A 16,369-nucleotide genomic window follows, 5' to 3' on the forward strand; every position below is an offset into this window, starting at 1 on the left:
CCGAGTCCGGTGGGCGTGTTCGGGGCGCACTTCAGGCGGCGTTCTTCCGTCGTCACTCGGAAGGGGCTCGTTCCTCACCCTTCCTCCCTCCTCCTCCAGAACACCGACGCGCCCCGAACTGTGCCTATTGCCGCGCCTTCGGCACGGCGTGTTCGGGGCGCCCTCAGTCAGTCCACGAGATCGCCCACCGTGGTGAGCTGCGTGCCCGCCGGCACGTCGTCACCGCTGCGGACCGTCAGCCGCGGGTCCACGGTGACGCCCGTCAGGCGCGTCCCCTCCTGGACGATCGCCTCGTGGCCGAGCGCCGTGTACCCGTCGAGCGTGGTCACGGCCTGGAGCGAGGACTCCACGCACGCCATCATCCCGACGTGGGTGTCGACCAGCCGTGCCGCCGGGCCGATGATCGCCCCGTCCAGGCAGGCCACCCGCTCCAGGTGGCACCACGCGTGCAGGTCGACGCCGTCGCCGACGTACGAGTCCCGCATCACCACGCCCGGCCCGATCTCGACGTCCCTGCCGATCCACACGTTCGGGCCGATCTTGACCAGGCCGGAGGCGATCTTGGCGGCCAGTGTCATCCCGCTCACCTCGTCGCGGCGCGCCAGCGAGGACGGGTGGATGGTGAGGGTGCCCGTGCCGCGCAGGCTCGGATATCCCCCGGACAGCGCGTCCACCAGCGTCGTCAGGTAGTCGCGCGGGTTGCCCAGGTCGCCGACCTTGGTGATCGGGCTGTGCCGGACCGGGTGGTCGTTGGAGACGAGCCACGGCAGCAGATCCCTGCCCCAGTCCAGCCTGAGGCGGGCCAGCGCCGCGAGCGCGGGCGTGGCGGCCAGCTCGCGCAGCCGCCGGCAGTCGATCACGTACAGGCCGGTGCTGATCGGCACCCGCGACGGGTCGGCCACCATGGCGTTGACGATTTGGAGCGGCGGCTTCTCCACGAACTCGCGGATCCACCCGTCGTCGTCGGCGACCATCGTGCCGTAGGTGCCCGCCACCTCGCGGGCCTGCCGGTGCACCGTGGCGACCGTGACCAGCGCGCCGCTGCGCACGTGGCCCTCGACGAGCTCGGCCAGGTCGAACTCGAACAGCGAGTCGGTGGGGAAGACCACGGCGAGCCCTTTGAGATTCCACTCCTCGGCCACGCTGAGCGTCGCCTGACCCGACCCCGTGTTCCACCTGTCGGCCCGGGCCCTCGAATACTGGACGCGGACGCCCAGCGTCTCGCCGTAACCCAGTGCGTCCTTGACCTGATAGCGATTCTCACGGCCGTTGGCCGCGATATAGAAATTCTCGACGCCCTGCTGGTGAAAAGAGTTGATCTGCCACTCGATGAGTGGACGCCCGATGAAAGGGACGGTCGCCTTGCTGCGCAGGTATCCCGGCCCTTCGAGCGTCAGCGGGCGGGCGCGCACGCCTTTGCCCCCTGCCAGGGCTATTCCGGTGATCTCAGACACCCGCGCCCCCGGGTGGGAGCGCGTTACGTCGGCGGCTTCGTTCGGTGGGTGGTGTGAGCGGTGTGTCGCCGGCCGGAGCGCCGCTCCGGCTCTGTGCGGACCCTGCGGGCGGGTGCGCCATGGTGCCCCCTGAGAACGGTGATGAGGAGGACGCGCTCCATTGTTATCATTCACCGTTCGGCAGTCAGATCGGGCGTGACAATATTCGATGGTATTGCGTCAGGTCGAGGTCAGGTCGCTAATTTGGTGTTTATCGTGACCGTGGGTGATCGTCCACGGTTTTCCGGCTTTATTTGCGCAGGTCATTCGTCTGCGGGGTTGGGAAGCCCTATGGCCGGCGCTCTTCCGCCGCCCGTGTAAGGATCGTATCGCCCTCTTACACGTGACCACTTCGGAGCGTCGGCGCGCGCCCTCATCTGTTGTTACATGTGGATTCACGTACGTTCACGGTCGCCCGTTAATACCGCCGAAATGATTGTGTGATGACCGGAACATATTTTGTGTGTCCGCGTCCATGACGGCGGCGCTCCGGTGCTGGTGCGCCGCCGCCGCGCCGTGTCACTTGGACAGGTAGAGGGTCTTCCAGGTCCCGGCGTAGAGGCAGTTGAGGGACGGCTTGGAGGCCTTGCCCTCGGAGCAGACCTTCAGCTCGACCTGGTAGACGTCGTGGGATGTGAACGAGAAGGACTTCGGCGAGCCGTACGAGCAGTCGAGGATGCTGCGGTGCTTGAAGGGCAGGTTGCCCGTGTCGTCCCGGTAGGTGATCCGGAACACCGCCCATCCGCAGGCCGACGACCGGCTGAGGTCGTAGACCTTCCCAGAGATCTTCACGGTGTCGGCGGTCGGGATGACCTCGTGGTCCTCACCGGTGAACGACAGCGACCCGAGCGCCTTGGCCCGCTTGCCCGGCGCGTAGTAGGCCCCCCAGTTGTTGGCGAAGGCGCCGGCGGAGCTGTCCGAGGTCGAGGTGCCGGCGGAGGTGTTGACGGCGGAGGCGCCTGCGGGGGAGTAGCCCGTGGTGACCGCTCCCGTCGCGCCGGTCGCGGCCTGTGCGGCGGCGGGGGCGATCGCGACGATGGCGGCGGCCATGGCCAGGCCGGTGAGAGTGCGGTTGATCGTCATCGGAGCGGTCCTTTCGTGCTCTTTTCGATGCCCGTAGTCTGGCCCACCCCGCTTGCAATCCCCTTGCCACCCATTGCGCCGCACTAACACAACACCAACCCACCAACAGAGAACCCACGACGACCTGCGACGAGAGCCCCAGGCCGCAGCGCGGGACGTCGCCGCCCCGCTAGCAAACCGCTGAACCACAGCAGGGCCGGCGGCCCGCGGCTCAGTGGCGGTCGGCCGAGGCGGCGCGGCGGGCCTCGGCCTCCGGAGTCGGCGGCGCCGCTGAGGAGGCTCGGCCGACGCCCGTCAGGACCAGGCCCTGTCCCGTCCGTGAGGGGCGTTCCAGTCCAGCAGGGGGCCGGCCGGGACGATGCGCAGGGGGTTGATCTGCGGATGAGTCGTGTAATAGTGCCGCTTGATCTGATCGAAGTCGGTCGTCCCGCCGAAAGCCGGCCGCTGGTAGAGATCTCTGGCGTACGCCCAGAGGTTGGGGTAGTCGGCGATGCGGCGCAGGTTGGCCTTGAAGTGGGTGGCATAGACGGCGTCGAAGCGCACCAACGTCACCCACAGCCGCACGTCCGCCTCGGTGAGCCGGTCGCCGAACAGGTAGCGGCCGGTGCCGAGGCGCCGCTCCAGCTCGTCCAGCGTCGCGAACAGCGCCGTGACGGCCTCCTCGTAGGCCTCCTGGCTCGTCGCGAACCCGCAGCGATAGACCCCGTTGTTGACCGTGCGGTACACGAGGTCGTTCAGCGCGTCGATCTCCGTCCGCAGGTCGGCGGGGTAGAGGTCGACGCTCGTGTCGGCCCACCGCTCGAACTGCGTGCCGAGGTCGATCGTGATGTCGGGGAAGTTGTTGCTGACGATGCGGCCCGTCTGACGGTCCCAGAGCACCGGCACCGACACGTGCCCGTCGTAACCAGGCTCGCTGGCCTCGTACGCCTCCCGCAGCAGGGTGAACCCGTTCACCGGATCGGCGGTGAAGCCCGGCCCCTCCCGGAACGCCCACCCTCGCCCGTCGCGGACCGGATCGACCACCGACAGGGAGACGACGTCCTCCAGCTTCTTCAGGGCCCGGACGATCACCGAGCGGTGGGCCCACGGGCAGGCCAGCGACACATAGAGGTGGTAGCGGCCCGGCTCGGCCGGGTACCCGCTCTGGCCGTCGGCCGTGACGCGCCCCTGGAAACGGTACGTGGGGCGGTTGAACGCCCCGCTGGCGGTGGTCGACGCCTTGATGCCGTAGTCCCCGTGGACGGCGAAGTCCACCGGGCTCGCGACGGTCGCTGCGTTCGTCACGGCTTCTTCCTTCCTGCGTCACGGCCCGTCCCGCGCGCGGGCCCTGTCCCATCATCTCCGGCCCCCGGGCCCCGCACGCACGGAGGCCACCGGGGTGGTGCGCCACGTGGAACGTATCGTCCGGGTGGTGGACCGCCTGTTCGGCTATGCCGGGGCCGGCGCATCACCCGCCTGCGGCGGATGTGCCGGGACCTCGGGCAGAGCCTCAACTGATCCCGGCTACGCTGATCCGTGATGTATCGACTGCTCTTCGCACAGGTGCTCCGCCGTTTCGACGCCGAGACCGTGCATCACATGACCATCCGCGCACTCCGGGCGCTCTCGGTCGCGCCCGTGGCCAAGCGGCGCCTGTACCGATGGCTGGCGCCGCGGGACGAGGCGCTGCGGGTGAAGGCGTTCGGCGTCCACTTCCCCAGCCCCTTCGGGCTCGCGGCCGGGTTCGACAAGGACGCGGGCTGCGTGGAGGCGCTGGCCGCGTTCGGCTTCGGGCATGTCGAGGTCGGTACGATCACCGCCCACGCCCAGCCGGGCAACCCCCGCCCCCGGCTGTTCCGGCTGGTGACCGACCACGCGATCATCAACCGCATGGGCTTCAACAACCAGGGGGCCGACCAGGCCGCGCGCCGGCTGCGCCGCCCCCGCGGTCTGCCCGTGGTCGTCGGCGTGAACATCGGCAAGACCAAGGTCATCCCGGAGGAACTGGCCGTGCGCGACTACGTCGCGGGCGCCCGCAAGCTCGCCCCTCTGGCCGACTACCTGGTCGTGAACGTCAGCTCTCCCAACACGCCGGGCCTGCGCGACCTGCAGGCCGTGGACCTGCTCAGGCCTCTGCTGAAGGAAGTGCTCCAGGCCGCCGGGCGCACCCCGCTGCTCGTCAAGATCGCCCCCGACCTGGCGGACGAGGACGTCGACGCCGTCGCGGACCTCGCCGTCGAGCTCGGCCTGGCGGGCATCATCGCCACGAACACCACCATCAGCCGGCAGGGCCTCTCCAAGGCCGAGGCAGGCCTGGCCGCCCAGGCCGGAGGTCTGTCCGGCGCGCCGCTGAAGGCCCGCTCCCTGGAGGTCCTGCGGCGGCTGCGCGCCCGCGTGGGCGACCGCGTCACCCTCGTGTCCGTCGGGGGCGTCGAGGACGTCGACGACGTGTGGGAGCGGCTGCTCGCGGGCGCCACGCTGGTCCAGGGGTACACGGGGATGATCTACGAGGGGCCCCTGTGGGCGTGGCGCATCCATCGCGGCCTGTCACGGCGGCTGCGGCGCCACGGGTACAAGTCGGTGCAGGACGTGGTCGGCCGCGTAGCGGGCTGACGGCCGTCGTACCATACCCTGGTTAGGTACGACGGCCGGAAGGACGGGCGAATGACCACCAGCACGTACACCGTGACGGGAATGACCTGCGACCACTGCGTCAGCTCGGTCAAGGAGGAGGTCGGCGAGGTCCTCGGCGTCACCGCCGTGGAGGTCGACCTCCCGACCGGCCGCGTCGACGTCACCGGCACCGCCCCTCTGGACGACGAGGCCATCCGCGCCGCGATAGAGGAAGCCGGCTACAAGGTCGCCTGACCTTCCCCAAGACCTCGGAGCCGACCACCGGCAGGGGAGTGCTCGGCTCCATGGCTGACGCCTGGCAGTAACTCGTGTGTCCGGCGGGCGCCTCAGCCGGTGAGGCCGGGAGCCCTCTCCTGGCCAAGGCCGGGAGCCGCCTCCTGGCCGAAGGTGATCACGATGTCCCTGCCGTTGGCATAGCTGACCACAGGCCGCTGGAGCGTGGCACTCACCCTGTGGGCGACCCGCTGGAACAGTTCCACCATCTCCGGGGTGTCGGCGGTCACCCTGAACCGCCCGCTCTCGGCGAGGTGCTGGGCGACTAGCGGGGCAAAGTTCACCTCGGCCCGGACTTTCTCCTCCGCACTGAGAGGGTTACGCCGGGGCGCGGGCTGCGTACCGAGAGGGTGGGTCATCGTAGGTCTCCTCGTGATCGCCGTCCGCCTAGCATGCCATCCAGACCTCCCCTCTGGACCACTACCGAGCAGACGGCGTCACCGACTCGGACGCGGGCTGAAGCGGGGCCGGGCACGTGTCCGGTGCCCCCCACGATGTGGCTGAAGGCGGCTCCGAGGGAGTTTCGGATGCATGGGTTTCTCCCGGACGGCACGTGTCCACAGATGTCGAGATACAGACACGCACGCCGTGCCGGATGACCATGACGACCAGCCTGCCGTCACGCGGTTCGACAGGAAGATCGAGGACCTCGGCCCACTGCCGGACCGCGGCCTTCTGCCGGGCAAGATCCTCGACCATCGGGATCGCTAGAATGCCGGTGTCTTCGAGATGCCACGCCAGCCGGATCGGCCCCGGATTCTCCCGCTCAAGATCGGCCATGACGTCGACCGAAGGCCCGGGTGACAACCGAAGTTCCCTCCTGCCCGCAGCTCGCAGCGCGGCGTTCACGGCGTCGCGTAAATGAGCGAATCGACGCAGATGAGTGCGAACGGTGACCGGAGTCCTGCCTAGCTGAGCGGCCGCCTGATCGAACGTCAGCCCAGAGGTGATCAACAGCGGCAAGCCGGCGTGCCAACTGGTGTCGGGAAGCGGGCCCATCAGCCACCGCCGGCGTGCTCGGGCGGCCGTGGAACGGAAGTCCTTGTCGACCCGGAAGTGCTTGTTCAGTGTCGCGGCACTCACTCCGAGGCTACGGACGGCCGCTTTGTACGTAGCCCCGGCTGCCACGAGCCGCAGGAAGTCGCCGTGCCAACCGGTGTCCGCCTGCCGGGCCATCATCGGGCCTGCCCGAGAAGGATGCGCTCCCACAGGTCCGCGATCTGCGCGTATCGCATGCGGAACGTCTGCGCCGTCGCCTGCCCGGGACCGACCCGTTCGATGTAGCCTCGCCCACCAGAGGTGACGAGGTAGTAGACCACCGGCCTGCACTGGCAGGTCCAGCGCACCACCCTCCGCCGTGCCTCCACCTCGGTAACCGGCTGCCAGGTGACCGCCTCACAGTCGGTCCCGGGCTGGAGGACGTGATACCCGTGATCGGCGTTGCCTTCCGTGGCGGTGAGCTTCATGGCCGCGCCTCCCGTGTCGCGGCGACGGCGACCGCACAGTCCTGACACGCCATAGGGTCCAGCGGCGTCCAGATGACGGGAAGCCGGGAGATCGCCGCCACCCGTGCCTTGGCCGCGCACATCGCCGTGGTCGCAACGCCGGGGACGGCCGTCTCCCATGGCACGGCGTGCAAGATCCAGGACGGCACGACGAGCCCGACCGCGTACGACGGGCGGCTCGCTACCGCTTCAGTGCCACGAGCCCTCTCCTGAGTCCCGAGCAGGGTGGTGCGCGGGAAGTACCCGCCTACCGAGATCCCCGCGCCCGGCCCGAAACCGTACGGGTCGGACCGTTCGCCGCCCGGCTCGCCCGCGTGCTTGCCGAGCCCGCTCACGCGACCCACGCTCGCCCCGGCACGAACGAGGCCATTGCCTCCAACTCGGCCTCACGCATCAGCTCACGCAGCTCCTCAACGGTCGCCGCGTGAATCCGCAGAGGCCCATCGGTACGCCAGATCGCGACAGCCACGAACCGCTGCAGACCCACCCCGTACCAGATGAACCACGCGGGCTCGACCTGATCCAGTTGCGCGGCCGCCGCCGTCTTCGCGACATCCCACCGGCGCGGGCTCACCCGAACCGGCGCGGCTCCGATCCGGTGCCGCCCGGGAACCCGCCTCACGCCGCCGCTCCCGTCCGATACGGCTGGCGCGCAGCGGGTCCCGGCTGGAAGCCGGGCAGCGGCAGAGCGCTGGGCTGGGACAGGGCGTTGGGCAGGGTCTTGGTGACGGACGCACGTCCGGTACTTGGGGGGACGGCGAGGGCGGCCGGTCGGAATGAGGGGCTGGGGACATGCCGGAGAAGGGGAGGGGGGACAGCGCTGAGAGCGGGAAGAGGCACGGGACGGGGGACGGCGGCCGGATGAATCCTCGTCGGCCGGGCCGGACACGGAGCCCCGGCAGGGAACGGTCCGTACAGACCCAGCCGCCTACGCACGTCCAGGCGGGCACGCATCTGCGCGGTCGTAGGGTGCTCCCACTCGTGCTGCCGCCGATGGGGGAGACTCGCCGCGTCATGCGCGTAGGGCGGATGCCCGCACCACCGGCAGCCGAGTGGCTTGGGCGGGGCGTCGGCGACGTGGCGGACGCGGATCAACCGGAACGACGGCCGGTTGAGGGTCCTAGGATTACCCACGGGATCGCACCTCCAGAGTGCGGTCTGGGTCCGCCTGTGCGCGCTACCGCCGGGCGGACCCGTTTTGGACTTACGGGATGGAAGGTGCGACGGCTCAGGAGTTCAGGCCTCACCGTGCCGCCGCACCGGCTCAGCGCCGGGACGTCGGGAATCGTCCCGGAAAGGCTCCGGCCTTCTGCGCGGATCGACCTGCTTTGTCGGGTCCGCGTTCAGGTCGAGCCGGCATCGAGTGCTCCCTCGTCGCTGACGTCCGGGCAGCAAGAAGGAGATCTCTGCCATGCCCTGCCATGCCTGGCCGTGCCCTGGTCTGCAGAAGCGGGCAATAGCATGGCCCTCTACGGTCTACGACGTGATGAGAGCGGGGGATTCGGGACCTGAGTGGCGCCAGGACAGGGCCAAGTGGAAGCAGATTTACGACATTCTGCGCGGCGAGCTGGAGGCCGGTGAGTACAAGACCGGCTACCCCATCCCCAGCCTTTCCCAGCTCGAACAGACATTTCCGGACACCGCCCGGAACACCATCCGCAAGGCCGTCGACCGGCTGGAGCGCGAGAAGTTCATCCACGCGGAGTCCGGCGTGGGCACCTTCGTCCGCCCGCGAGACGAGTGGGAACCGACCGACGAGTGAAGCACCGCGCTCGGCAGAACCGATGCGGCCGACGGCTCCGATCGTCTGTGTCATCATGTCCTCACTCTGAGTGTCGGCGTGCCAGGACCATAATGAGCGTGCAATCCGCACGCGCGCAAGCGTTCTGCACATAGAAATCTCCCCGAGTCAAGGACACAATGCGCTTATGCCAATGAAGTCCCCCACTGTCCGGCATCGTCGTCTAGGTCGTGAGCTGCGGCGGCTCCGAGAGCAGGCGGGTCTGAGTGTGGCCGAGGTGGCCGTTCAGCTCGGCTGGTCGCCGAGCAAGGTCAACCGGATCGAAAACGCGCGGATCGCGCCAAGCACATCCGATGTCGGTAATGCGTGCGACCTGTTCGGGGCGGACTCGGTGACAAAGGCCGGTCTGATCCAGCTCTGCCGAGACGCCAGCCAGCGTGGCTGGTGGACCGTCTACTCCGACGTCTTCAGTGGTTCCTACGTCGTGCTGGAAGCCGAGTCCACCGCGATACGTACCTGGGAGCCACTACTGATCCCAGGCCTCCTTCAGTGCGAGGACTATGCTCGCGAAGTCCTCCGTACTCGCCCAGGCCTCGATGGATCGGAGCTGGCCCGGCGTGTGGACGCTCGGATGGCCAGGAAGATCACACTCCTGGGGGCGAACGCACCTTCGTTCCACGCCATCATCGACGAATCCGTCCTGCACCGCCCTGTGGGAACGCCTGGCGTGATGGCGCGACAACTCGATGATCTTGCCCAGGTATCCAACTGGGCGAACGTGACGATTCAGATCCTTCCGCTGACAGTTGGTGCGAACGCTGGCCTTGATGGTGCCTTCTCGATCCTGTCGTTCGACGTTGATGATCCGGACGTGGGCTACACGGGCAGTGTCGGGGGCGAGGTGTATGTGGAGGCGGCCGATCAAGTGCGGGACCTTAAGCTGACGTTCGAGCGCCTAGCAGATGAGGCGTTGCCCCCTGTTGAGTCTGCGGCACTGATTGCCGCGTCCAAGGAGTGATCATGAGCGACTGCCCCAAGTCCGGTCTGCAGTGGCGCAAAAGCAGCTATAGCGGGGCCACCACCGACAACTGTGTTGAGGTGGCCTCAAATCTGCCCGGTGCCTTCGCTGTCCGTGACAGCAAGAACCCTTCCGGCCCGACGTTGACCTTCTCTCCGGACGCCTGGAAGGAGTTCCTCGCGACGCTTCGCTGACGGCCCATTGCAACCGCCCGGACGCTGACCGTTGGGGAGTTGAACCGTCGCCCTCCGTGACGGGGGAGCATGGTCAACACCGGTCGACTATCGGATGGGCCTCGCTCCGCTCGGACTGGTTTTCCAGGCTGAAGCGTGGCCGGGCGCGCGCCCGACGGCTACCCAAGCGTCATGGCACCGACGCACGATGGACGCGGCCGACTTCGCCGCTTATCGACAGCCATGAGGTTTTCCGTGTGAGGATGCGGAATCAGGCGACCTTCCAGGTGCGATCACCCAGAGTGGCAACCAGCTCAACGTGGCCGCGGCGCGGTGACATAGTCTCGAACGACGTCTATACCAGACACTTCTCCATGCTCGATCTTGGAAACCCTGGCTTGAGTGACTCCAAGTGCCTCGGCGAGCTCGGCCTGAGTGATCCCGGTGGCCTTGCGCATCTCAGCAAGCTGGTGTCCGCGCACGTAGGCCTCGCGGCGTTCACGAGCAGCGGCCTCCCCAGCAGCACGTTCGGCGTCACTACGGGGGTCCAATGCTCGCCCCTTGGCTTTGACGTCGCTCCACTTGCTGTACCTGGCACTCATCGGGCCTCCTCTTCTTCCTTCAGCGCGATCAGATGCTCGGTGAAGCGCTCGTCGGCCAGAGGAATCGATTTCCTGTACCAGCCTTCCCAGTTACCGACCTTGTCGCCAGCGACCAGAAAGATGGCCTCCCGTATCGGATCAAATCAGAAGAGCATCCGAATCTCACTCGTACCGGACGAGGGCGGCCGCAACTCTTTCATGTTGTGGTAGCGACTGCCTCGGATCCGATCAACCAGCGGGCGCCTGGCCGTCGGGGCTTCCTCGGCGAGCTGATCGATTGCATCCTTGATCAGGTCCGCGAGCGTCAGTTGATGGATGGCGTCTGCGACATCCGTAGAGGGCGTCCGCGGTAGCTTGGATTTTATTTCCTTGAGCCGGGCGCGCTCTGCGGATGAGATGTGCTCCGCAACCGCTTTCCTCTCCAGTGACGCCGCCTCGGTCCGAAGGGCTACGGTTTGGCTGGAGTAGGGGGTCTCAAGGCCAAAGAGATCTGTCAGCACAGCATCATCGGCAGTGCCGTTGACCACCCGGTTGAAGAGCTCACCCTCTAGAATGCGAGCTCCGTCCCTTTCGCCTGGAGCGGAGAGACGTACCAGGCCTTTATCGTCGGCGGCTTGGCAGATAAAGGGGCTGTGCGTGCTCACTATGAACTGGAGGTTGGGAAAGTGGTCCTTCAGCCAGAAGCCTATTCTTTGCTGCCATGACACGTGTAGATGGACGTCGATCTCGTCGATCAAAACAACGCCTTCGTGACCGAAGGATATCCCAGGTCCGTCGATCTCCCTGAGATCTCCATAAACGGCATAAAGCTGTTTGACCAGATCAAGAACGAGAGCCGCCACAGTGCGATAACCGTCGCTCAGCGAGCGCAGAGGAAGCTCTATGCCGTCGGGTGTCGTAACCCACAGCCCATCCGAGGTGACTCGCTTCACCTCCATACCCTCGGGAAGAAGACCGTCGCCGAGGAGCCTGAGGACGGCCTGTTCGACCTGCTGGGCATCTTCAGAGCCTTCGAGCTTGCGAAGATAGAGTTGCTGGAGCCATAGAACCGACTCGGAAAGTGAGGCTTCCTCTCGGAAGAGGCTGGCGAGACTTGCGGGCCGCCCAGGTGTCATCATCAGTCGCTGTGCTTCGGTGGGGGCGAGGGAGAGCCGACGAAATGGACCATAGCCCGCCAGAAACCAGCCCTGGGGATTCGAAGACCATGGTCCACGACTCGGATCCCATACCTCTCGGGCCTTGTCCTTGGTTCTTTCGATTGAAGGCTCCGGGCCCTCTTCTTGCCGAATCCACCTCAAGCCGGCCCATGGATCGAAGTTCGGCTTTCGGCCCGGTGCGAAGGCATCAAAGTCAGACAATCTGAGGTGAACTTTGGCGTGACCTTCGTGCGCGCCATCTCGAACCCAATCGGCATAGGTCTCTCGTAGCGTTCGAGCTACCGACGGCCCCGCAATTGCAAGAGCGATCGCCTGAAGAAATGAGGACTTCCCGGCTCCGTTGCGCCCGGCAATCACAATCCAGCGGGGTAGGCTTCCATCGCTTCTTGTGAAGCTTAGAGAGATGCCTGTCTGTTTCTCTCCAAAGCCTTTGATGTTTTCTATCGCAAGCTCGCTAATGAGCATCTTGAAGCCTGACTGTGGATTGCTGGTGGTGCATACCTGCATGTGGTAAGGGCGAGGAGAATACTACAGGTCATGCATCTGCTGAGGTTCGACGGTCCTTCTAGGCCAGCATCGTGGCATCTCAGGTGGCTTCGCCGCCAGTTGGGGCACTCGGCGGTGCATAGCCATGTCGCATATGGCCTGATCGCCCAGATCTGCTAAGGCCCGGATTGATCGCGTTGCACGCCGGAGCCCTGTACGGTTCGTCGGAAAGTGGACCATTCTCACGCCTCGGATCGATGCGACATCACTCGCCTGTACTCATCTAGAAGATTAGCGGGCACTGCTGAGTGATCCGATGGCAAGGCTCGACACTGGCGGCTTGTTCGATTCACTCGAACACGCGCCTGACCAGGGCGGACACCGTACGCTCGTAGAGTTGGACCATCTGTTGTTCTAAAATCGCACACGTGGCGGCAGGAGAAGGCGATCGGATCGGGCAGCGCATCACCGAGGCGCGTCACCGCAAGGGGCTGACGCAGGCTCAGCTTGCGGCGGCGATCTCCATCGACCGTTCGGCGCTAGCGAAGATCGAGAATGGCTCGCGGCGCGTCACCGCGCTGGAACTGTCCCGTATCGCCGACACGCTCGGGGAGCGGATCGAGTGGTTCATCAAGGAAGCGCCGGCCACGATCGTCTCCCATCGCAACCTCCAGGATCCCGGCGCCCCAAGTCCCCAGATCGACCGCCTGGTCGAGCATCTGGCCCGCAACGTCGAGTTCGCGGTCGGCCATGACGACAAGGTCGCTGAAGAGCTCAAGCCTCCACACCTCGCGATCCGGTACGTGGAATCGGTGTTGCGGCTCTACCGGAGCACCACCATCTCCGCGGCCCGTGCGATAGACCTGCTCATGGACACCTGGTGCGAAGACGATCTTCCGGTACTCGACCCGCTCCCGGAGAGCGTCATCTGGAAGTTCGTCTCCTAGCCGATGGACACTTCTCAGGTACTCGTTTTCGACACGGGTCCGCTAAGCCATTTCGCCATCAACAACTGGCTCGGCGTGCTGAAGGCCTCTGGGCGGGCGGTCGACTCGGTAAGGGCTAGCTGAGGCTGGGGCGGGTGGAGTCGGCCTCCTGGATCAGTTCTTCCAGGTGGCTCATGACGTCGCGGACCTTGACCTTGCCGGGCTGGTGCATGCGGTCGCCGGTGCCGCCGCGCTGCCAGGGAAGGGGGCCGGCGAGGGGGCGGTACTCGACGCCGTAGGCGTCCAGGCGGCGAAGGTGCGCGGGGAGGGCGGTGGCGAAGCCCTCGGCATCACCGGACCAGGTGATCTGGGCGACCGCGCAGCCGCGGGGCCAGGCGCGGTAGTCGAGTGTGCGGGCGTCGGGGATGCGCTCGGTCCAGAGCTGGAACTGCGCCCCCAGCACGTGCGCGGCCTCCTCGGGGCCGAAGGACGGCGGCGCGGGCGCGAACGCGGCCACGTCGTTCAGCGTGATCGTGTCGCCGATCGCCGCCGGCTCCTCGGAGGAGGACGACTCGGCGAAGTCGAAGTACAGCGGGAAGACCGACGTCGCCACGATGTCGTGGCCCGCCGCCGCGGCCTGCCGCCCGACCTCGACGCCGCGCCACGGCATGACGATCGTGTCCTGGCGGAGCCGGCCGCTGACGAACGCCTCGTCCCACACCACGGCGCGCGAGCCCAGCCCGGCCAGCACGTCCGCCAGCGCGCGCAGGAACCAGGCGTGCAGGTCGGAGGGGGCCGCCAGCCCGAGCGAGCGCTGGTAGGCGGTGATCTCGGCGGAGGCCGCCCAGTCGTCGAGGACGCATTCGTCCCCGCCGATGTGGAAGTACGGCACCGAGCCGATCGCCTCGATGATCTCGCCGAACACCGTGGCGAGGAAGTCGACCGTCGCGGGTAGCGGGGAGAGGATCGCGGGCGAGATGCCCCAGCGGTCCAGCACGTCGTGGCGCCGGCCGGGGTCGGCACCGAGGTGCGGGTACGCCGCGAGGATCGCGGAGGCGTGACCGGGCACGTCGATCTCGGGCACCAGCGTGACGGCGCGGGTGCGGGCGTAGGCGGCGATCTCGCCGAGGTCGGCGAGGGTGTAGTAGCCACCGTGCGGGGTGTCGTCGAACGCGGATTCGCCGCGGAAGGGCTTGGTCGTGGTACGCGCGCGGTGGGAGCCGACCTCGTGGAGCAGAGGGTACGCCCGGCTCTCGACACGCCAGCCCTGGTCGTCGGCCAGGTGGAGGTGGAGGCGGTTCAGCTTGTGCGCGGCCAGCAGGTCGATCATTCGGAGCACTTCACGCTTGGGCATGAAATGTCGGGACACGTCGAGGTGGGCGCCTCGCCACGCGAACCGGGGCGAATCCTCCACCCGCCCGCATGGGACGGCCCACCGCACGCCCGGGACGGCCACGGATCGGAACGCTTCCGCCGGAAGCATCTGCCGCAGGGTCTGCCCGGCGTACAGCGCGCCCGCCGCGTCCCCGGCGGTGATCCGCACGGCCTCAGGCGTCACCGTGACGGCGTAACCCTCGGGGACAAGGGTTTCGTCCTGCTCCACGATGATCGGCCCGGTACGTGCCTCTGAGGGCCCGCCGGCGCCGGCCTCGGCGGGTGCGGGCGACGGATCCGCGTGCCGGAGGTCCAGCACGGCCAGCGCCACCCGCACCGCGTTCACGAGCTCGGCGGGGCCCGACACGGAGGCCCCGGGGACGAACGCGAACGAGCCGGCGGACTCCTCGACGACCCGAGGACGCGGGATCAAGTCACTCATGTCTACAGATCATCCCAAAATACGATCGAGGATCAACGTCCCCGCCACACCGGCCGGGGGCGGCACACCGTCGCCTGGAGGCGGGGTGGTCAGCCCAGGTAGTCCTGGAGGCCCTTGGCCAGGGAGTCGGCGATGCGCTGGCGGAAGGCCGGGTCCTTGAGCTTGGCGGCGTCCCGCGGATTGCGCATGTTGCCGGTCTCGATGAAGACCTTGGGCACCGTCGACAGGTTGAGGCCGCCGAGATCGCTGCGGTAGTCGAGCGCGTTCTTGCCGATGTACGTCGAGTACGGCATGCCGGTGCCCGACTTGTACGCGTCGCGCAGCGCGAGGCCCAGCTTTGCGGACTTGCCCACCACCGGGTCGACCGGGCCGCCGATCTTCTTCGGCATGATCACGTGGAAGCCCCTGCCCGAGGCGGGCGCGCCGTCGGCGTGGACGGAGATCGCCGCGTTCGCGTGCGCCTTGTTGCCGATGGCGGCGCGCTCGGTGATGCACGGGCCGACGCTGTCGTTGTCGCCGCGGGTCAGCTTGACGGTGGCGCCCTTGGCCTTCAGGACCTTCACCATGCGCTTGGCGACGTCCCACGTGAAGGCGGCCTCGGAGTAGCCGTCGTTGGTCGCGGTGCCCGTCGTGTCGCACGGCTTCGACTCGGTGATGACGTCGACGTTCTTGTTGATGATCTCCGGGTGGCGGTAGTTGCCGCCGTTGTGGCCGGGATCGATCACGATCACCTTGCCGGCCAGGGGCTTGACGGGAGTCGGAGCCGCGGCGGCGGCCGGCGCGGGCGCCGTCTTCGCGGACGCCTCGCTCGCCGCGCGGACCTCCGTGGACGCGGGCCTCGCGGACGCGCTGCTGATCTCGGCGGCGTGGGCGGCGCCGGCGTCGGCGGCATCCGGGCCCGCCGCGGCCCCACAGGCCGAAGCGCCCAGCCCGCACAAGGCCAGAAGCGCGACGGCCAGTGCTCGACTGGTCACGATGATCCCCTTCGCAGACGACGTCTCGGCTCCAACCTACGCGGACGCGCGAGGTGACCCGGACGTTATCCACAGGAAGGGCCGGAGGGGCCGGTTATCCACAGCCGGGAGGACCGGTCCATCCACAACCGGCCCTACGGTGCGGGTCACCAGGCCGGTTCCCCGAGGTCCTGCTTCTGGAGAAGGGCCGCGAGCTCCCTGGCGTCCTCGGCGTCCAGGCCGAGCACGACGCGCGGCCGTCCCCACGGGTGGTCGATGGAATGGGCGACGTAGCTGGCGACCGACTCGCTCGCGCCCTCGTCGTCCTTGCCCCGGGTGGCACGCCAGTGCGCCCACGCACGCTCGAGCTCGGCCGCCGCGCGCTGCGCGCACGACACCAGTTCCGGATCACGCATGACAACCCCCCGGTCGGGCACCGGCCGCCTGGCCCGGCGGGCACCGCCTGCCCACCCGTTGCCCCCGCGACATGCGGGCGCACCGCCCCAGATCAGTCCGGTCCAGATCGATCC

General features: G+C 67.6%; 19 protein-coding genes. 6 read left to right on the forward strand and 13 right to left on the reverse strand.

Annotated features, from left to right (window positions below; translation table 11 throughout):
* Positions 1 to 167 precede the first annotated feature (167 nt).
* The 3 genes from AB0H21_RS34990 to AB0H21_RS35000 all read right to left on the reverse strand — a co-directional run bounded on the left by AB0H21_RS34990 (position 168) and on the right by AB0H21_RS35000 (position 3,860).
* Complete coding sequence (locus AB0H21_RS34990) at positions 168 to 1,454, reverse strand: NDP-sugar synthase (RefSeq protein ID WP_358525504.1); 1,287 nt, start codon at positions 1,452 to 1,454, stop codon at positions 168 to 170.
* A 558-nt stretch (positions 1,455 to 2,012) separates the two neighbouring features.
* Positions 2,013 to 2,576, reverse strand: coding sequence for a hypothetical protein (locus AB0H21_RS34995; protein ID WP_358525506.1), 564 nt, complete (start codon positions 2,574 to 2,576; stop codon positions 2,013 to 2,015).
* A 294-nt stretch (positions 2,577 to 2,870) separates the two neighbouring features.
* A complete protein-coding gene (locus AB0H21_RS35000) occupies positions 2,871 to 3,860 on the reverse strand; it encodes a glutathione S-transferase family protein (protein ID WP_358525508.1) in 990 nt (329 codons plus the stop codon).
* Positions 3,861 to 4,094: 234 nt separating this feature from the next.
* Here AB0H21_RS35000 and AB0H21_RS35005 point away from each other — a divergent pair, with 234 nt between their 5' ends.
* A complete protein-coding gene (locus AB0H21_RS35005; protein WP_358525510.1) occupies positions 4,095 to 5,168 on the forward strand; it encodes a quinone-dependent dihydroorotate dehydrogenase in 1,074 nt (357 codons plus the stop codon).
* Positions 5,169 to 5,219: 51 nt separating this feature from the next.
* The gene (locus AB0H21_RS35010; RefSeq protein ID WP_358525512.1) at positions 5,220 to 5,423 is read left to right on the forward strand and encodes a heavy-metal-associated domain-containing protein; all 204 of its coding nucleotides are present in this window, start codon (positions 5,220 to 5,222) and stop codon (positions 5,421 to 5,423) included.
* Between the two features lie 92 nt (positions 5,424 to 5,515).
* On the opposite strand, the gene AB0H21_RS35015 is transcribed toward AB0H21_RS35010, so the two are convergent.
* The 5 genes from AB0H21_RS35015 to AB0H21_RS35035 form a co-directional block, all read right to left on the reverse strand.
* Complete coding sequence (locus tag AB0H21_RS35015; RefSeq protein WP_358525514.1) at positions 5,516 to 5,821, reverse strand: hypothetical protein; 306 nt, start codon at positions 5,819 to 5,821, stop codon at positions 5,516 to 5,518.
* 61 nt (positions 5,822 to 5,882) lie between these two features.
* Positions 5,883 to 6,641, reverse strand: a complete 759-nt coding sequence (locus AB0H21_RS35020) for a hypothetical protein (protein ID WP_358525515.1) — start codon at positions 6,639 to 6,641, stop codon at positions 5,883 to 5,885.
* Positions 6,638 to 6,928, reverse strand: a complete 291-nt coding sequence (locus tag AB0H21_RS35025; RefSeq protein ID WP_358525516.1) for a hypothetical protein — start codon at positions 6,926 to 6,928, stop codon at positions 6,638 to 6,640. The genes AB0H21_RS35020 and AB0H21_RS35025 overlap by 4 nt, the downstream gene beginning before the upstream one ends.
* Positions 6,925 to 7,302 carry a hypothetical protein gene (locus AB0H21_RS35030; RefSeq protein WP_358525517.1) on the reverse strand — a complete coding sequence of 126 codons (378 nt, stop codon included), beginning with the start codon at positions 7,300 to 7,302 and terminating at the stop codon, positions 6,925 to 6,927. Before AB0H21_RS35030 ends, AB0H21_RS35025 begins: the two co-directional genes overlap by 4 nt.
* Complete coding sequence (locus tag AB0H21_RS35035; protein ID WP_358525519.1) at positions 7,299 to 7,589, reverse strand: hypothetical protein; 291 nt, start codon at positions 7,587 to 7,589, stop codon at positions 7,299 to 7,301. Before AB0H21_RS35035 ends, AB0H21_RS35030 begins: the two co-directional genes overlap by 4 nt.
* 864 nt (positions 7,590 to 8,453) lie before the next feature.
* Here AB0H21_RS35035 and AB0H21_RS35040 point away from each other — a divergent pair.
* The 3 genes from AB0H21_RS35040 to AB0H21_RS35050 all read left to right on the forward strand — a co-directional run bounded on the left by AB0H21_RS35040 (position 8,454) and on the right by AB0H21_RS35050 (position 9,920).
* Positions 8,454 to 8,729 carry a GntR family transcriptional regulator gene (locus AB0H21_RS35040; protein WP_358525520.1) on the forward strand — a complete coding sequence of 92 codons (276 nt, stop codon included), beginning with the start codon at positions 8,454 to 8,456 and terminating at the stop codon, positions 8,727 to 8,729.
* Between the two features lie 172 nt (positions 8,730 to 8,901).
* Positions 8,902 to 9,726 (forward strand): helix-turn-helix transcriptional regulator, encoded by an 825-nt coding sequence (locus AB0H21_RS35045; protein ID WP_358525576.1) that lies wholly within the window; start codon positions 8,902 to 8,904, stop codon positions 9,724 to 9,726.
* Positions 9,727 to 9,728: 2 nt separating this feature from the next.
* A complete protein-coding gene (locus tag AB0H21_RS35050) occupies positions 9,729 to 9,920 on the forward strand; it encodes a DUF397 domain-containing protein (RefSeq protein WP_358525522.1) in 192 nt (63 codons plus the stop codon).
* Positions 9,921 to 10,213: 293 nt separating this feature from the next.
* Here the strand turns inward: AB0H21_RS35050 and AB0H21_RS35055 are convergent, their stop codons facing one another.
* Positions 10,214 to 10,501 carry a helix-turn-helix transcriptional regulator gene (locus tag AB0H21_RS35055; protein ID WP_358525524.1) on the reverse strand — a complete coding sequence of 96 codons (288 nt, stop codon included), beginning with the start codon at positions 10,499 to 10,501 and terminating at the stop codon, positions 10,214 to 10,216.
* A 143-nt stretch (positions 10,502 to 10,644) separates the two neighbouring features.
* Positions 10,645 to 12,165: an AAA family ATPase gene (locus AB0H21_RS35060; protein WP_358525526.1), complete on the reverse strand. Its 1,521-nt coding sequence runs from the start codon at positions 12,163 to 12,165 to the stop codon at positions 10,645 to 10,647.
* Between the two features lie 407 nt (positions 12,166 to 12,572).
* On the opposite strand from AB0H21_RS35060, the gene AB0H21_RS35065 reads away from it, so the two are divergent.
* Complete coding sequence (locus AB0H21_RS35065; protein WP_358525528.1) at positions 12,573 to 13,091, forward strand: helix-turn-helix transcriptional regulator; 519 nt, start codon at positions 12,573 to 12,575, stop codon at positions 13,089 to 13,091.
* Between the two features lie 115 nt (positions 13,092 to 13,206).
* Here the strand turns inward: AB0H21_RS35065 and AB0H21_RS35070 are convergent, their stop codons facing one another.
* The 3 genes from AB0H21_RS35070 to AB0H21_RS35080 form a co-directional block, all read right to left on the reverse strand.
* Entirely contained in the window at positions 13,207 to 14,886 is a 1,680-nt protein-coding gene (locus tag AB0H21_RS35070; RefSeq protein WP_358525530.1) for a beta-N-acetylhexosaminidase, read from the reverse strand.
* 89 nt (positions 14,887 to 14,975) lie between these two features.
* Positions 14,976 to 15,860 carry an N-acetylmuramoyl-L-alanine amidase gene (locus AB0H21_RS35075; RefSeq protein WP_358525532.1) on the reverse strand — a complete coding sequence of 295 codons (885 nt, stop codon included), beginning with the start codon at positions 15,858 to 15,860 and terminating at the stop codon, positions 14,976 to 14,978.
* Positions 15,861 to 16,006: 146 nt separating this feature from the next.
* Positions 16,007 to 16,255, reverse strand: coding sequence for a hypothetical protein (locus AB0H21_RS35080; RefSeq protein WP_358525533.1), 249 nt, complete (start codon positions 16,253 to 16,255; stop codon positions 16,007 to 16,009).
* Between the last annotated feature and the right edge of the window lie 114 nt (positions 16,256 to 16,369).

The sequence above is a fragment of the Sphaerisporangium sp. NPDC051011 genome (assembly GCF_040653595.1).
Lineage (GTDB): Bacteria > Actinomycetota > Actinomycetes > Streptosporangiales > Streptosporangiaceae > Sphaerisporangium.

What these genes read in the sequence shown, in the direction of transcription:
- AB0H21_RS35080 (WP_358525533.1), bottom strand. Translation starts at nt 16,255, where the DNA reads ATGCGTGATCCGGAACTGGTGTCGTGCGCGCAGCGCGCGGCGGCCGAG.
- AB0H21_RS35050 (WP_358525522.1), top strand. Translation starts at nt 9,729, where the DNA reads ATGAGCGACTGCCCCAAGTCCGGTCTGCAGTGGCGCAAAAGCAGCTAT.
- AB0H21_RS35060 (WP_358525526.1), bottom strand. Translation starts at nt 12,165, where the DNA reads ATGCAGGTATGCACCACCAGCAATCCACAGTCAGGCTTCAAGATGCTC.
- AB0H21_RS35010 (WP_358525512.1), top strand. Translation starts at nt 5,220, where the DNA reads ATGACCACCAGCACGTACACCGTGACGGGAATGACCTGCGACCACTGC.
- AB0H21_RS34995 (WP_358525506.1), bottom strand. Translation starts at nt 2,576, where the DNA reads ATGACGATCAACCGCACTCTCACCGGCCTGGCCATGGCCGCCGCCATC.
- AB0H21_RS35025 (WP_358525516.1), bottom strand. Translation starts at nt 6,928, where the DNA reads ATGAAGCTCACCGCCACGGAAGGCAACGCCGATCACGGGTATCACGTC.
- AB0H21_RS35040 (WP_358525520.1), top strand. Translation starts at nt 8,454, where the DNA reads ATGAGAGCGGGGGATTCGGGACCTGAGTGGCGCCAGGACAGGGCCAAG.
- AB0H21_RS35055 (WP_358525524.1), bottom strand. Translation starts at nt 10,501, where the DNA reads ATGAGTGCCAGGTACAGCAAGTGGAGCGACGTCAAAGCCAAGGGGCGA.
- AB0H21_RS35005 (WP_358525510.1), top strand. Translation starts at nt 4,095, where the DNA reads ATGTATCGACTGCTCTTCGCACAGGTGCTCCGCCGTTTCGACGCCGAG.
- AB0H21_RS35015 (WP_358525514.1), bottom strand. Translation starts at nt 5,821, where the DNA reads ATGACCCACCCTCTCGGTACGCAGCCCGCGCCCCGGCGTAACCCTCTC.
- AB0H21_RS35020 (WP_358525515.1), bottom strand. Translation starts at nt 6,641, where the DNA reads ATGATGGCCCGGCAGGCGGACACCGGTTGGCACGGCGACTTCCTGCGG.
- AB0H21_RS35045 (WP_358525576.1), top strand. Translation starts at nt 8,902, where the DNA reads ATGAAGTCCCCCACTGTCCGGCATCGTCGTCTAGGTCGTGAGCTGCGG.
- AB0H21_RS35070 (WP_358525530.1), bottom strand. Translation starts at nt 14,886, where the DNA reads ATGAGTGACTTGATCCCGCGTCCTCGGGTCGTCGAGGAGTCCGCCGGC.